Below are 15,943 nucleotides of genomic sequence, written 5' to 3' on the forward strand. Positions count from 1 at the left end.
TTTTCAAATTATCAAATTCGCTAATTATCAAATTATCACTACATCTATAGATAAAACTAACGCCGGACAATGTTTCATTTTTAATTCTTCACTTTTTTTGTTGCCTTGTCAGGTGAATCGATTATTTGAAAATGTAAAATCTATATTCCTTTAACATATATTCCAATTTGTTTTTATAAAAACCGACAAGGAATTTTTCTATCTTCGTTCTCTGAATATTAAGAAACTGTTTAAATTTTATTCGTTCCGATTTTCAGAACTATTTTCAGAATGATTTTTTCTTTTCTGAAGAGCGAATAGCGGGCTATTCAAGCTGAAGAAAGGGAAAAATCAGATAAAAAGAGACTGAAAATGAACGAAAAAAGAGCTATAATAAAATGTTTTGGTAAAATTTAAACAGGTTCTAAGTTAATATAGAGTTTATTTATGAGAAAATATAAGAATCTGCTTTTTTATATAATAGCTATAGGCTCTTTTGCCTTGATATTATTTATTATACTTCAGTTGGGTAAAGCTAACTTGGAAACCGGGCGTACCATATCCGAACAAGTTTCGGGAGAAACAGCATGGGGCGATTTCAGAAATAGTTTGTTGCATAATATTGCTGTACCGTTTGCTATACTAATGTTACAGATAATTGTGATAATGCTGGTAGTGAAAGTTTTCAATTGGGTATGTAAGAAAATCGGCCAAACTTCTGTTATAGGTGAGATCGCTGCCGGTATAATCTTAGGCCCTTCTCTTTTAGGCCTGTATTTCCCTGAAATATCGCATTTTCTATTTCCTGTATCTTCATTGGTGAATATTAATCTGTTAAGTCAAATAGGGCTTATCCTTTTTATGTTCATTGTTGGTATGGAATTGAATCTGAATGTTTTAAAGAACAGGGCGCATAGTGCAGTGATAATAAGCCATGCCAGTATTATTTTCCCTTTCACTTTGGGCGCTTTACTCGCATACTTTATATATGAAGATTTTACGCATGCACACTCCGGTTTTATTCCTTTTGCCCTCTTTATGGGAATAGCTATGAGTATAACGGCCTTTCCTGTATTGGCTCGTATTGTACACGAGAAGGGGATTAACAAGACATTGGTAGGACCGATGGTTATTACCTGTGCCGCCATTGATGACCTTACTGCCTGGTGCTTGCTTGCTGCTGTAATTGCTATTGCTAAGGCCGGGGATTTTACAAGTTCTTTGTATGTAATATTCATGGCTGTCGTATATGTGATTATTATGTTCAAGGTTGTGCGTCCTATACTAAAGAATATGGCAGATAATCATCACACTAAAGGGATGACTAAATCGGTGATGGGAGGATTCGTTCTAGTGTTGTTCCTTTCGGCTTATACAACAGAGGCTATTGGCATTCATGCTCTATTTGGCGCTTTCTTGGCCGGAGTGATAATGCCTTCAAATATTCGTTTGCGAAATCTTTTGACAGAAAGAATAGAATACATAACCTTGATCATATTATTACCGCTTTTCTTTGTTTTCACAGGACTGAGAACTGAAATAGGATTGTTGAATAGTTCGCACCTTTGGCTCATATGTTTTGTTGTAATTGCTGTAGCAGTAACAGGTAAATTTTTGGGAAGTGCTGTGGCTGCACGTTTTGTCGGACAAAGCTGGAAAGATAGTTTGATAATAGGAGCTCTGATGAATACCAGGGGATTGATGGAACTGGTTGTGTTGAATATCGGGCTAGACCTGGGGATATTGACTCCGGAACTATTTGCTATGATGGTTATTATGGCCTTGGTAACTACATTTATGACATCTCCTTCTTTAAATATTCTAGATAAAATATTTAAGAAAAAGCATAATGAAGCAGAGTTGTTGGAGCAGAAGAAATTTAAAGTTCTTATACCATTTGCCAGTTCGGAGACAGGTAGAAAGCTACTGCTGTTGGCGAATTATCTGGTAAAGAAAAGGCAATCTCAATCTGAAGTTACATTGCTCCATTTATCGGAAGGGAATCCCATGCATCAATATGATATCGATCAGGAAGAACAAAGAATATTTCTCCCGGTTCAGGAAGAAGCCCATTCTTTACAACAGGATATACACACTATGTTCGAGGTTACGAATAACTTTCAAAGTAGTATTATTAAAATTGCAAATAAAGGCGAATATGATTTCTTGTTAGTAGGAAATAAAGGATATACATATACGTATTCAGATGGACTTTTTGGGCGTTTTTCTAATAGCCTGAGCTATATTCCCGACTATATATTGTCGATAGTACAGAATCAGATAAAGAAGAAAGGAACCTTTGACGCACCGTTCGATGATCGTACCCGTTCCATAATATCGAAGACAAATATGTCAGTTGGCATATTTATTGATAAGGGATTAATAAGTATGAGAAATATTTTTGTTCCCATATTTGACGAAGAAGATATTTTTGTGGGTGAATTTATGGAAAGATTGGCTGAGAATTCTTATGTGAGAATTACTTTGTGGGATCATATAGGCTTATCAGAGAAGTCGATAGAGTTTGTGAAATCGGTTAAAGCCATAAAATCTGTAAATCCTTATCTCTTCCAGCTATGGAACAATAATATTCCGATCGATAGTGACATACTTAAGAAACAAGATTTAATATTGATTAGCCTCAATAGCTGGAAAGAATTGGATGCTAAAAAACCTAATTTGTTAAGAGAGGCGCCTTCCACACTTATCCTCACTAATTAGAGAAGAGCGTAGAATTATTAAAAACAAACAAAATGAATAGTCGCGATATAATAGCCCTGAAAAAAGATATATTTCTTTATCTGTCAAAAAGGCAGTTAAAAGATGCCTTTCAGTCACTCACTAAATTGACAAAGAATATGAATGATTGGAAGGTTTCAGAGACCTTGGGAGAGTTAGAGACCAATTATAAGTTTATGCTCCATTACATGTTTGAGGGAGTAGACGATCCTGAACGGGAAAATGTATATCGTAATTTGTTGCGATCCCTTTACGAATTAACGGATGACTCAGCGGATGAGCTCCTAAAAGTAGAATCACCAAATATATTTTATGAAAAGTACAGGGTTAATACCCTGAAGAATAAGGCAATTCGTGATTATGAGGGGCAATTGAAAGATATTGCAGGCTCTATATCTCTTTTTGATTTGTTGGAAGATGGTGATGAGAAAACCACCAAAAAGCGGGAGTTAGCTGTAAGGCGCGAACGTATAGCCTCGGATATGTTTAATGCAACTTTTGTATCACCCCGCACAGATGAAATTGAATTAACTAATTATCTTTCTTTTGTAAACAACATAGAATTGTCGTTGAGGGAGAAATGCTTGTTTTTATCGGCTATAAATCTTAGCTTGTTTCATCGTTTCGATTCGCATAAAATACAGCTTTTGATGGATGTGGCCACTTCCGGGGATACACAACTTAGTACCAGGGCTATTGTGGGGCTTGTTGTAGTCATGCAAATGTATGATACAAGATGGTCTCTGTATCCCGAATTGCAAAGCCGGTTAGCTATAATGTCGGAAAATCAAAGTTTTCGAAAAACTGTTTTGAGGACAATTATCCAACTTATCCGTTCGCGTGAAACAGAACAGATAAGTAAAAAAATAAGAGAGGAGATCCTACCCGAAATGATGAAATTCAATAGTCTGGCCGGACGAAAATTGAACCTGGATGAACTAATGGGAGAATCAGAATTTTCGGAGAAAAATCCGGAATGGCAGAAAGAATTGGAAGAATCGGGATTAGGTAAGAAATTACAGGAATACTCGAACCTACAGATGGAAGGCGCAGATGTTTTTCATTCTACTTTTTCCGGACTGAAACATTTTCCTTTCTTTTCTGAAATGAGTAATTGGTTTATGCCTTTCGATCCGTCTTATTCAGAATTGATACCTTTATTCCCACAAGAAAAGAAGAACAGTTTACTGCAAGCCGCTATTGTGGACTCGGGGCATATGTGCAATTCAGACAAATATTCTTTCTGTCTTAGCCTGTTGCAAATATCTTCAGCCCAGCGTGAAATGATGCTTGGGCAGATGGGGGCCGAGTCGGAAGAAATAAAGCAATTACAGAAAGAAGCACAAGCCATGAACCCGGCTACTGATGACGAAGTTGCGTCAAACCAATATATTCAGGATCTGTATAGGTTCTTTAAACTTAATCCTTATCGGAGTAGCTTTTTCGATATATTTAAGCTAAACCTTAACTTCTACGACAAAAAGTCTTTAGCGCCGCTTATTTCGGATGTGGATAGCATGAGGAAGATAGCCTTTTATTGCTTTGAAAAGAATAATTTCAGCGAGGCATTGGATGTTTTTAATCGATTGATTCTTGTCGATTCCCAAAGTGACGATATTTGGCAGAAGATAGGTTATTGCAAACAGATGCTGAATAATCCGGACGGTGCACTGGACGCGTATTTGCAGGCAGATTTGTTGAAGCCTGGTAATTCATGGATATTGAAACGTATAGCCCAATTATACAGAACCCAAAAGAAACCCGGATTGTCATTAGAGTATTATCAGAAGGTTGCTAAATTGACGCCGGATAATATAGGGGTAGAACTCAATATAGGGCATTGTTATCTGGAATTAAATGATTATGAACAAGCATTGAATACTTACTTTAAGGTTGAAATGCTGGATAGTAAAGGAACAAAGGCTTGGAGACCTATCGCTTGGACTGCTTTTTTACAGAAAAAATACGAACTGGCTCAAAAATATTATAAACAAATTCTTTCGGATAAACCCACCGTTCACGACTTTTTAAATGCCGGTCATGTGGAATTGGTCGCGGGGAATAAGAAGGGTGCAGCCGATCTTTATAAACAGGCTTACTATCAGGATCATGATTTTGAATTATTCCAGATGCTTTTTGATGCGGATAAAGAAGTTTTGATCAATTACGGAGTAGAAGAAAGTATATTCCCGTTTATGTTTGACCAGATAAAATACGGAATGGATTGAAATATTCAGGGGGTGTGCCAAAAGTAAATTTCATTATCTTTTTACATACGCTACGCTCCTGTGACCGTTGGTTGTCATGTTGAACGGAGTGAAACATCTCGTTTCTCAGGGTTGAGATCCTTCGTTACACTCAGGATGACAAAGAGGGTAGCACATTGATAGTGCTGTTCTACTTTTGACACACTCTCCAAATCATATATAAATCGATTATAAATCAAAGCAATTTTCCGCTTAGGAACAAGGCCGCAATAGAAAAATAGATAATCAATCCTGTAACATCTACTAATGTTGCCACAAATGGAGCTGAGGCTGTTGCCGGATCTAACCCTATTTTTTTCAAAAGAAAGGGAATCATAGAACCCGAAAATGTACCCCATAGTACAATGAAAATAAGAGAGACCGACACGCTCAGGCCGACCCATATCCAATATTCGCCATAATCATAAAGGCCGGTTTCTTGCCAGATAAATATTCTTACGAAACCGATTATACCAAGTATAGTACCAAGGAGTAATCCCGAAAATATTTCCTTTCGCATAACATACCACCAATTTTTGAGTTTTAGTTCCCCAAGGGCTAATGCGCGGATAATGAGACTGGCAGCCTGTGAGCCTGAGTTTCCCCCGCTCGAAATAATCAGTGGAACGAACAATGCCAGAACTACGGCTTTCTCTATTTCCTCCTCGAAATGTCCCATGGCGGATGCCGTGAGCATCTCTCCCAGAAAAAGAACAACGAGCCATCCGGCACGTTTTTTTACCATGTCGGGCAATGATGTTTTAGTATAAGATAGATCCAGTCCTTCCGTACCACCAAACTTTTGGAAGTCTTCGGTGCTTTCTTCTTCTGCCACATCCATAACGTCGTCGATGGTAACGATGCCTAGAAAAGTACCATCGGTATCCGTTACAGGCAATGCCACCCGGTCGTGATCTGAGAAAATTTTCACGGCTACCTCCTGATCGTCAAATGCATTGAGAGAGACAACACGGTCATCACTGATTTCGGCAACTTTTTGTTCCGGCGAAGCTAATATTATCTCCTTTATACGGATATCATCAATAAGTTTCCAATTATCGTCTACAATGTAAATGACATTTAGAGTTTCAGAATCGCGTCCAAATCTGCGGATATGATCCAATGCCTGTCCGATAGTATAATATGGTCTGATAGCGACATATTCGGGGGTCATTAGTCGTCCGATGCTATCTTTCGGATATCCGAGCAGTTTTATTGTGATTTCTCTTTCTTCTTCCGATAGTATCTGCATCAGCCGCTGACTTACCGTTCCGGGCAATTCTTCAAAAAAAGCTGTCCTGTCGTCGGGGTCGAGATCATTAAGAAGGTTTGTCACTTTATTGACATTGACAACCAAACCTTCAATAATATCTTCCTTCTCGTCATGAGATAGATGAGTAAAGGTTTCTTTTGCCAATTCACGCGGTAATAAACGGAAAATAATAGTTCGTTCGGACTTGGACAGGTCTGCAATAATTTCTGCTATTTGAACAGAATCGAGATTGTTAAGTTCTTGCTTTACGGTTATCCAGTCTTTGTCTTCGATTAGTTGCTGGAGGCGGATTTTGATTTCATTCATCATACAATTTCCTTGTTTTTTCTCTGCAAGGAAATCATAAATAAGCCCTTACAGAGAGTTAATACTTCTGTTTTCTGTAACTCGGATAAGGGTCTTCGTTCATAATAACAATTTTTAGTGAGTTTTATTCCGGAAAAACGCCGGATTTTTCTTAAACCGTTGCGAAAGTACTATTTTTCTTTCAAAATTCCAATAATTTATTCTTATCTAGTGAGGTGATTCTATTCCACATTATAAGATTCGACCACTATAATCCCGAAACAAGCCTTTCGTCTTGATTCCTATATTTCTTATATGTTCTTGTTTTTTCGGAGCGAAAAAAATATTACTTTTGTTGCTTAATGTATATCTTTGATTTGGAAATACTTTTGACAGTGACCTGCAAATAGGTAGACAGTCATGATTTCCTGATCAGTTATTACTTTGTCGATGACAGTAATGCTTCAATTCACTATCGTATAAATCATAAATATACATTAAAAATTAGAGTAATTTTTCTTACATATCTTATTGTAGAAATTAACAGGTAAACGTTGATGTCTGCGTGTTAATTCTATTCTTAGTTAAATCCTTATCCAGTAATATCTTTTCAATGTCCGGAATAGAATATATATTCTATGCTTATTGTATATTAATCAATATTTAAGCATCTGTAATATAAATATTTAACTAAAAAAAATAATTTTCGTAATATAATATATTAACAAATAAATGCTTATATTTACCTCGGTTAAAATTACATTAATTAATAAATTGTTAGACCTATGAATCTTATAGACAAGGTGAATTATGTCAGAAAAACATGTCTTGTGAGAGTGGTGACATGCCTTATAAGTTTTGTCCTTCCATTAATTGTTATGGGACAACAGACGAATGTTTCCGGTGTGATTACAGACGTGGATGGAGAACCTCTTATCGGGGCAAGTGTGGTAATAAAAGGTACCACTACAAGCGCTGTTTCCGATTTTGATGGGAAATACGCTCTTGAAGTGAAAGACGGGGCGACAGCCGTATTGATCTTTTCTTTTGTCGGCTACACGAAACAGGAGGTAGCGGTAAATAGGAGAAATATCATTAACATTGTATTAAAAGACAATTCTACGCTTGAGGAAGTGGTGGTAACGGCATTGGGCATCAAACGATCTGACAAATCGATTAGTTACAATGTGCAACAATTTTCAGGCAACGATGTTAATAAAATACAAGATGCCAACTTTGTAAACAATCTCAACGGTAAGGTCGCGGGCGTAACCATCAACAGTTCGTCGTCGGGCGCCGGAGGTGCGTCGCGCGTAGTAATGCGTGGTGTGAAATCCATCTCGGGGAACAATAATGCCTTATACGTGATTGACGGTGTGCCAATGCCCAATCTTTCGTCAGAATCACCCGATGATATTTTTGAAGGTGCGGGACAAACCGGCGATGCCATTTCCAACCTCAATTCCGATGATATAGAAAGCATATCGGTACTTACCGGCCCTTCGGCTGCCGCATTGTATGGTAGTTCTGCTTCTAACGGAGTTATTTTGGTAACAACGAAAAAAGGGAAAGAAGGCAAATTGTCCATCAATATTTCAAACAATACTACATTTTCTAATCCGCTTCTATTGCCCCGGTTTCAAAATACTTACTCACCATCGGAACAAGGCAGCTATTATAGTTGGGGCGAGAAATTAGCGACGCCTTCGAGTTATAAACCCGCCGATTTTTTCCGAACGGGGGTATATCAGTCCAATTCTATAAGTTTGTCTACCGGTACCAAGCAGAATCAAACTTATGCGTCGGCGGGATTGGTCAAATCGGAAGGAATTGTGCGCAACAATGATTATGAACGTTACAATTTTTCACTTCGCAACACTTCTACGTTTTTCAACAACAAGGTGACCATGGACGCCGGTTTTATGGCAAGTTTTGTAAACGAGCATAATATGGTTGCACAAGGGCAGTATTTTAATCCCTTAATTCCTGCATATCTATTTCCGGCGGGCGACGATTTTGAAAAAGTAAAGATATTCAAACGATATGATGCTTCGCGAAATATCCAAACACAGTTTTGGCCATACGAAGCCGGATTTTCCATGCAAAACCCATATTGGATTACCGACAACAACAATTTTATCAATAATAAAAACCGTTATATGGCAAACATATCACTCAAATATGATATTGCCGATTGGATAAACTTGACCGGGCGTGTAAAATTGGATAAGGATAACGAACAACTTGAAAAGAAATTTGACGCGGGCACCAACACACTCTTTGCTTCAGAAACCGGCTATTATTCGCTCAATGAAATAAGTAACCGTCAAATATACGGCGATGTGTTACTCAATATCAGCAAAGATCTCAATAACGGGATGTTCAATGTGATAGCAACATTGGGTTCAAGTTTTGAGGATGTAGTGTATGGGCAAAATATGTATGGCGGCAAACTTCAGGGTGTAGCCAACCTGTTCACTTACTCGAATGTGAATGTTGCTACATCGCAAGCCTCACAAACGGGATACCACAAAAACAAGCAAGCTATATTTGGCAGCGCGCAGTTGGGCTACAAAAATATGATTTATGCTGATGTTACACTCCGCAACGACTGGGTTTCAACGCTGGCAAGATCAGACTCCAAATCATTTTTATATCCTACTGTGGGGCTTTCGGGCATTATTACCGACTTGTTGGATTTTCACACTGATGCCCTGTCCTACGCTAAATTGCGCGTGTCTTACTCGGAGGTAGGTAATGAACCAAGAGAATTTTTGACTATCCCTACTTATCCTGTTACAGGCGGTATGCCGGTAACGCAAACCAGAATGCCCAATACCAAATTAGAACCCGAGCGTACCAAGTCATGGGAATTGGGTACAAACCTGGTGTTTCTCAAAAACAAGATGAAATTGAATGTTACGCTTTATAAATCAAGTACTTACAACCAGTTTTTTGAGCCTGCGTTGTCGGCTTCTTCCGGCTTTACCAGCGTGATAGTGAATGCCGGACGCGTTGATAACAAAGGTATTGAAATCATGGCAAGTTTTACCCAACCCGTTGTTTCCAATTTAGTGTGGAAAACTTTCTTTACCTATTCGCTCAATCAAAACAAAATTGTAGAGTTGTTGCCAGGATGGGTTAATCCGGTTACAGGTGAAACCATTTCTTTAAGGGAAATGGACTTGGGTGGAGGAACAGATAGCTACAAAATGACACTCAAAGAAGGCGGTTCAATGGGCGACATTTACGTTACCACGCTCAAAACGGATGAACACGGCTTCATTTATGTAGTTCCGGGCGACAATACGATTGCACCCTCCTCCAATGACGATCCCAATCACTATATTTATGCAGGCAACAGCAATCCTAAATATAATTTAGGATGGGGTAATACGTTGAGTTGGAAGGGTTTGTCGTTAGACTTCATGTTTACGGCACGCGTTGGTGGTATTGTCGTATCCAACACGCAAGCTATAATGGATGCCTATGGTATATCAAAAGCTTCTGCCGATGCGCGAGACGCAGGAGGAGTGTTAGTGAATGGATACCCCATCAATGCGCAGGACTACTATTCGGTAGTCGGCGGTGGGACATCAGGTGTGGGAGCCAACTATGTTTATAGCGCTACCAATGTGCGACTGGGCGAATTGAAACTGAGTTATGATATTCCTGTGGATAAATGGGTAAACTGGGCAAAAAATGTAAATGTTTCATTTGTGGGACGCAATCTGTTTTTCTTGTACAATAAAGCGCCTTTTGACCCTGAAATAACCGCCAATACAGGAACTTATTATCAGGGCATAGACTACTTTATGATGCCAAGTAACCGTAGTTTGGGATTTGCCGTTAAAATACAATTTTAATCATCTAAAGCATCATTATTATGAGTATCAACAATATATTTTTGCGTGGCATAAGGCTGGCCGTGTGTGGCGCAATGCTTTTTGCCGTCGCTTGCACGGGAGAGTTTGAAACCTATAACACCAACCAGCACGAGGCAACAGAGGATATGATGTCGCATGATTTCCTCAAAACAGGAGCTTTTTTTTCACAGATGCAACGGAATGTTGTGTTGTTTCAATATGGATCAGGTGATGAAGGAACTTTAAGCAGTGATTATCAAGTAGCACAGGGGCTGACATCCGATATCTATTCAGGATATATCGCTCCTACCGGTACGTGGTACAACGGCGTTCACAACGGTTCATATTCTTTTATTCCGGGCTGGATTAATAAAACTTTTGAATCCGGTTTTGTGGATGTGATGCCCGCTTGGCAATCAGTTATGGAAATTGCGAAACAACAGGAATTGCCGGAAGTCGCTGCGTTAGCCACGATAATAAAAGTGGAGGCTATGCACCGCGTCGCCGATGCCTATGGTCCCATCCCTTACTGCAATTTTGGAAGCGGGACGCTGCAAAACAATTACGATGGCTTAAATGACGTTTACACAAAGTTCTTTGTAGAATTGGACGAAGCCATTGATGTGCTTACCGCTTTTGTTAGCGGAAATCCATCCGCGACCATTCTCGAAAAATATGATATTGTGTATGGCGGCAATGCCGAACGATGGGTAAAATTCGCCAACACCCTGCGCTTGCGTTTGGCGTTGCGGTGTGTTTACGCTGACGCCGCGTTGGCGAAACAAGAAGCGGAAAAATCGATCAACAATGTGTATGGCGTGATTACTACGGTTAACGAAAGGGCGGCTGTACGGCGTTCTATAAACTTGTCTTACTACCACCCCTTATATGACATTAAAGATTTCAATGCCGGAGAGGCGCGCATGGGCGCTTCGATGGATGCTTATATGAACGGTTATAATGACCCGAGGAGGCCGGCCTATTTTACTGCCGCAAGTGATGGGGGTTTTCACGGCGTTCGTTTGGGTATTGTTGGAGCAATGACGGGATTTGTAGGACCAAAAATTTCTAACCTGAACATAGATATGGGGACTACCGAAATCGTATGGATAACGGCGGCTGAATCATACTTTTTACGTGCCGAAGGCGCGTTACGAGGCTGGGCGATGGGAGGAACCGCGCGATCTTTTTATGAAAACGGCATTAGCGTTTCGTTTGAAGAAAACGGAGTGAGCGGCGCCGCGGCATATACCGCGGGCGTAACCCCTCCTGTGGCATTTGTGGATAATAATGCAGGCGCTACCAGTTCAGCTGCGCCAAGTACAGTGACGGTCGCATGGAATGAAAACGCGGACTTTGAAACAAACTTTGAGAGGATCATTACCCAAAAGTGGATTGCAATGTATCCCGATGGACCTGAAGGATGGGCGGAATACCGACGTACAGGATATCCCAAACTCTTCCCTGTGGTTAACAACAACAGCGGCGGTACCATCAATACCGCGTTGCAAATACGCCGTATCCCTTACCCGCAATCGGAGTATAACAATAATAGCGCCGGCGTGCAAACCGGCATTGGCAAGCTAAACGGTGGCGACAATGGCGGAACCAAGTTGTGGTGGGATGCAAAATTGTAAATAATTTATAATTGATAATAATTATGAAAAGGAATTTCTATTTAATAATAAGTGTATTGTTTTTTGTGACTTTACCTTTTGTAGGCTGCGATACAGACCAAGAGGCTTTGAAACTTCAAGTGCCCAAAACGTATGATGAGCAGTATTATGCTAACTTGCGGGCTTGGAAACAAACAGACCACACATTGAGTTTTGGTTGGTATGCCGCATGGGCACCTTTGGAAGGAACTGCAGGCTATAAGGAACCCGCGTCAATGGGTGAACGTTTTCTCGGTTTGCCCGACAGTCTGGACATCGTGTCGATATGGACGGTAGGCGGCGGCATTGATGGACATGGCGGCAGCAATCCTCCAAGCGATGATCCCAATAGTTCTAATTATTCACCCATCGCGTACGCCGACTGGAAATATGTACGTGAAGTGAAAGGTACCCGGTTTGTATATACCGTAGGTCCTAAAATGGGCAGCGGCTCTACTGTTGATACCGTTATATGGAGAGACGGAAGGAAAGTTGCTTTGACTCACGACGACGACGGTATTAAACTATATGGAGACTATTTGGTGTACAAAATATTGGATAACGATGTGGATGGTTTAGACCTTGATTTTGAACCTGCCGGTGATTTTGCGCAGCAGACCGCCAATTTTACCAAATTGGTGACGCACATTGGTCAATCTATAGGACCATCATCCAGCCATCCCGACAAATTGCTTCTTATAGACTACTATAGCGCCGGAGCATCAATAAGCCCGACTCTTGAACCTTTGATTAACTACTTAATCCGTCAAGCCTATTCGCAAGGATTTACCGCGCATAACGCGGAACGCTTGCAAAGTTATTATGACCAGGTTTCTTGGTTGCCAACCAAAAAGTTTATCGTGACCGAACAGTTGAGCGTTTGGTATGAGAATGCGGGCACACCTTTTACAGAAGTGGATGGAAATACTAAAACTAACGATGGGTCACAGATGTATTCGTTGGAAGGTATGGCGCGATGGAATCCAAAACAAGGTGTAAAAGCTGGTTTTGGCGGGTTCTATTTTGACCGCGATTACTATAATCCCAAGGGACCTTATTACAATTTTAGGCGTTGTATTCAAATTGCACAAAGAGGATACTAAATAATAGAGTATCGAAAATTGATAATTGATAATGAATCGTTATATGAAAACAAAAATATTTTTATTGCCCATTTTGCTGGTGGGTGTTGTGCTGTTTAGTCCGAGATGCAGCGAAGGCAACAATTTTGACCCCAACAAAAAGGTACTGATGGTTACAGGTACCGGAAGTAATCCTGTGGTAAAGTTTTTAGTGGAAAATGTACCCTCAACCTATCCGGTTACTGTTTCGGCAAGCGACAAGGTCGCAAAGGATGTTGTAGTAACACTTGAGCACGATCCTTCCTTGGTGGAGGCATACAACGCGGCAAACAAAACTACTTATTACCCTGTTCCCGCTTCGTCCATAACACTTGACGGGACGCAGGTCGTAATCGAAGCTGGAAAAGCCTCTTCTTCTGTTGTTAACGTGCGTGTTGTGGATGATTCCAAATTTGAAGGCGTACGAATTTATTTGGTGCCTATCACAATTAAAGATTCCGGTGGCATGGATGTTTTGAAATCGTCTAAAACAATCTATCTACGTATTTCAAGGACTGTAGGTTTCCCTTCGTTAGATATTAGCAGTACAACCGGCGCGATGAACAGTAATTTTTATTTTACAGATGCACAAGCAATTCCTCGAAATAATGCTTTTACTTATGAAATAAAATTTTTAGCTAACGCTTGGAAGGCTCCAAATCTTGCCAACGGCGCTTCTATTAGTCGTTTATGTGCTTTTGAACAAATAGACGAGAGCAAGGCTATCATGTTGCGTTTTGGCGAGGCCGGCAGCAACCCCAACATATTGCAAGTAGTTAATCCTATCGGCGGCTTTTTCTGTAAGACCGAATTTGAAGCAGGGCGGTGGTATACGCTTTCATTCGTCTACAACGGTAAAGGATTAGCTGCGTATGTTGACGGCGTAAAAGATACAGAAGTTTTAGGAACAATGGATGGTAATTTCCAACGTTTTGAATTAGGAATGTCATGGGCGTCAACTTATAGGCAACGTCAGTATTTTCCGGGACGTATAGCCGAAATCCGCGTGTGGACAAAAGCCTTATCTGCCAACCAAATACAATTGGGTAATTGCGGTGTTGATCCCGGTGCAGACGGGTTGGCCGCCTACTGGAAATTAGATGAAGGCACAGGGTGGATTTTCCACGATGCGACAGGACATGGATATGACATGGACTGGTCAAATACTTGGCGCGCTCCCGGCGAAAATGATCCTGCACAAATAGATCTGAGAACGCAAGTTAAATGGGTAGAAGACAACAAAAATATATGTGTCCTGTAAATTCTATTGATCATCCAATAAAAATAAAAGACAATGAATAAATTATTGAAATATACATATATGGCGGCAGGCATCGCAATGTTTGTTGTTGCTGCCTTTACGCTGTCTTCGTGTGAGGGAGAAGTAGATTATGGCGAAGTGGTAAAGGGTTCTCCCGAGAATTTTGTTTATATCAACACTCAGACTTCCGCCAGTATTGACGTACCTAAAAACGGTGTGCAATTTAGGATTACCAATACGCCGGTGAGTTCTATTTACCTTGACTCGCCAACCACACCAAGCGGAGAGGTGAAAGTTAAATTTGTTGTGCAGTGTTCGAAAATAGCCACTTCCGACGTACACGTGCAGTTAGCATTGGACAATTCGATCACTTTGGATGGTTACTCTGCTCTGCCGGCGGGACTTACGGCATCAATGAGTAAAACAGACGTGGTTATTCGCAGTGGCGCTAACATTTCAACGGATACCGTTGTGCTTTCGCTTAATAGTAGCGACTTGAGACCTTTGAATCCGGGCAAATATTTGCTCCCCGTAGCAAAAATAGTTTCAGCAACCAATGCCTCTATGGGCGAAAATCCTTCGCGTGTATATGCTACTGTTAACGTTAATTTTACCAATTGTCAGCGAGTAACCGTTCTACCGGGAACATTAGTAAACAAAGCTGGACTCGGGTGGACAGCAACAGCAACCAATGCGTCCGGCGCCAACGTGGGGAGCAATATAGCGCAATTGGTAGATAACACTACTACCGGCAATAATTATTATAATTCCGGAGCCGGAATATCATATCCTCTAATTATTACGGTAGATACAAAACTGCCTCGTACAGTTAAGGCTTTTATGTTTTTGGGGTATAGTACGACTTATGCAATAAGCGGAGCCAACATATATACAAGCAGCGACGGCGTAACTTATACACCACAAGGGTACGTTGCATTGACTACGGCGACAACGCAATATGTCAGCTTTTATGAGCCTGTGGTAAACTGTCGATTCATAAAAGTGGAATGTTTGACTGGTACTACACAAATTGTGATGCGTGAATTCCAACTTTACCAATAGTAATTAAAATTTGAGTAATTTAGTAAGGAAATCTTTACTCCAAGCGGCTTTGAGACGTTTGGAGTGAAGGTTTTCTTTTCTTGTGCCTTTTTTTAGAAGGTTCAGCGCAATTTTGCATATAATGGCAAAGTTGGGGTCAACCTGGATTCTTGTGGAGGAATCTAAAGCGCTTCTGGCTTTGACGGGGCAAATAATTCATAGAAGTCCGGAAATGCTTGTAATTTATTCTGATTATGATAGTTACTGGAAACAGCGAAAAAAAAGTTCAAGTTTTTTCGTAAAAATAGAGTTTATATTTACTAACCTGAGTTCCGTATAAGCAACGCTCCTTTTTCGCATCTGCTTTGTGGAACAAGAACTTTAGCCCAATGCAAATAGGACAAAGTTTTTGCTATAAAATTAGGAGCAGGATGATTAGCAGAATAACTCCAACTGGTTTGAAAGCTCTATATCTAC

8 protein-coding genes are annotated in these 15,943 nt (G+C 40.3%); 7 read left to right on the forward strand and 1 reads right to left on the reverse strand.

The features are described from left to right. The first annotated feature begins 426 nt into the window (after positions 1-426). Both ACYPZI_RS12305 and ACYPZI_RS12310 read left to right on the forward strand, forming a co-directional pair. Positions 427-2,700: a cation:proton antiporter domain-containing protein gene (locus ACYPZI_RS12305; protein ID WP_459602022.1), complete on the forward strand. Its 2,274-nt coding sequence runs from the start codon at positions 427-429 to the stop codon at positions 2,698-2,700. Between the two features lie 32 nt (positions 2,701-2,732). Further along, complete coding sequence (locus ACYPZI_RS12310) at positions 2,733-4,946, forward strand: tetratricopeptide repeat protein (protein WP_459602024.1); 2,214 nt, start codon at positions 2,733-2,735, stop codon at positions 4,944-4,946. Positions 4,947-5,160: 214 nt separating this feature from the next. Here the strand turns inward: ACYPZI_RS12310 and mgtE are convergent, their stop codons facing one another. Beyond that, complete coding sequence (gene mgtE / locus ACYPZI_RS12315) at positions 5,161-6,543, reverse strand: magnesium transporter (protein WP_459602036.1); 1,383 nt, start codon at positions 6,541-6,543, stop codon at positions 5,161-5,163. Between the two features lie 764 nt (positions 6,544-7,307). Here mgtE and ACYPZI_RS12320 point away from each other — a divergent pair. Genes ACYPZI_RS12320 through ACYPZI_RS12340 form a run of 5 tightly spaced genes read left to right on the forward strand, consistent with a single transcriptional unit; the run spans position 7,308 to position 15,487 of the window. Next, entirely contained in the window at positions 7,308-10,388 is a 3,081-nt protein-coding gene (locus ACYPZI_RS12320; protein WP_459602026.1) for a SusC/RagA family TonB-linked outer membrane protein, read from the forward strand. A 20-nt stretch (positions 10,389-10,408) separates the two neighbouring features. Continuing rightward, positions 10,409-12,025, forward strand: a complete 1,617-nt coding sequence (locus ACYPZI_RS12325) for a RagB/SusD family nutrient uptake outer membrane protein (protein WP_459602028.1) — start codon at positions 10,409-10,411, stop codon at positions 12,023-12,025. A gap of 23 nt (positions 12,026-12,048) precedes the next feature. Continuing rightward, on the forward strand, positions 12,049-13,146 hold the full coding sequence (locus ACYPZI_RS12330) for a glycoside hydrolase family 18 (protein ID WP_459602030.1): 1,098 nt from the start codon (positions 12,049-12,051) through the stop codon (positions 13,144-13,146). A gap of 43 nt (positions 13,147-13,189) precedes the next feature. Beyond that, positions 13,190-14,425: a BT_3987 domain-containing protein gene (locus ACYPZI_RS12335; protein ID WP_459602032.1), complete on the forward strand. Its 1,236-nt coding sequence runs from the start codon at positions 13,190-13,192 to the stop codon at positions 14,423-14,425. A 33-nt stretch (positions 14,426-14,458) separates the two neighbouring features. Beyond that, positions 14,459-15,487 (forward strand): BT_3987 domain-containing protein, encoded by a 1,029-nt coding sequence (locus tag ACYPZI_RS12340; protein ID WP_459602034.1) that lies wholly within the window; start codon positions 14,459-14,461, stop codon positions 15,485-15,487. Positions 15,488-15,943 lie beyond the last annotated feature (456 nt).

The organism is Dysgonomonas reticulitermitis, from assembly GCF_054601275.1.

What these genes read in the sequence shown, in the direction of transcription:
- ACYPZI_RS12305 (WP_459602022.1), top strand. Translation starts at nt 427, where the DNA reads ATGAGAAAATATAAGAATCTGCTTTTTTATATAATAGCTATAGGCTCT.
- ACYPZI_RS12310 (WP_459602024.1), top strand. Translation starts at nt 2,733, where the DNA reads ATGAATAGTCGCGATATAATAGCCCTGAAAAAAGATATATTTCTTTAT.
- mgtE (WP_459602036.1), bottom strand. Translation starts at nt 6,543, where the DNA reads ATGAATGAAATCAAAATCCGCCTCCAGCAACTAATCGAAGACAAAGAC.
- ACYPZI_RS12320 (WP_459602026.1), top strand. Translation starts at nt 7,308, where the DNA reads ATGAATCTTATAGACAAGGTGAATTATGTCAGAAAAACATGTCTTGTG.
- ACYPZI_RS12325 (WP_459602028.1), top strand. Translation starts at nt 10,409, where the DNA reads ATGAGTATCAACAATATATTTTTGCGTGGCATAAGGCTGGCCGTGTGT.
- ACYPZI_RS12330 (WP_459602030.1), top strand. Translation starts at nt 12,049, where the DNA reads ATGAAAAGGAATTTCTATTTAATAATAAGTGTATTGTTTTTTGTGACT.
- ACYPZI_RS12335 (WP_459602032.1), top strand. Translation starts at nt 13,190, where the DNA reads ATGAAAACAAAAATATTTTTATTGCCCATTTTGCTGGTGGGTGTTGTG.
- ACYPZI_RS12340 (WP_459602034.1), top strand. Translation starts at nt 14,459, where the DNA reads ATGAATAAATTATTGAAATATACATATATGGCGGCAGGCATCGCAATG.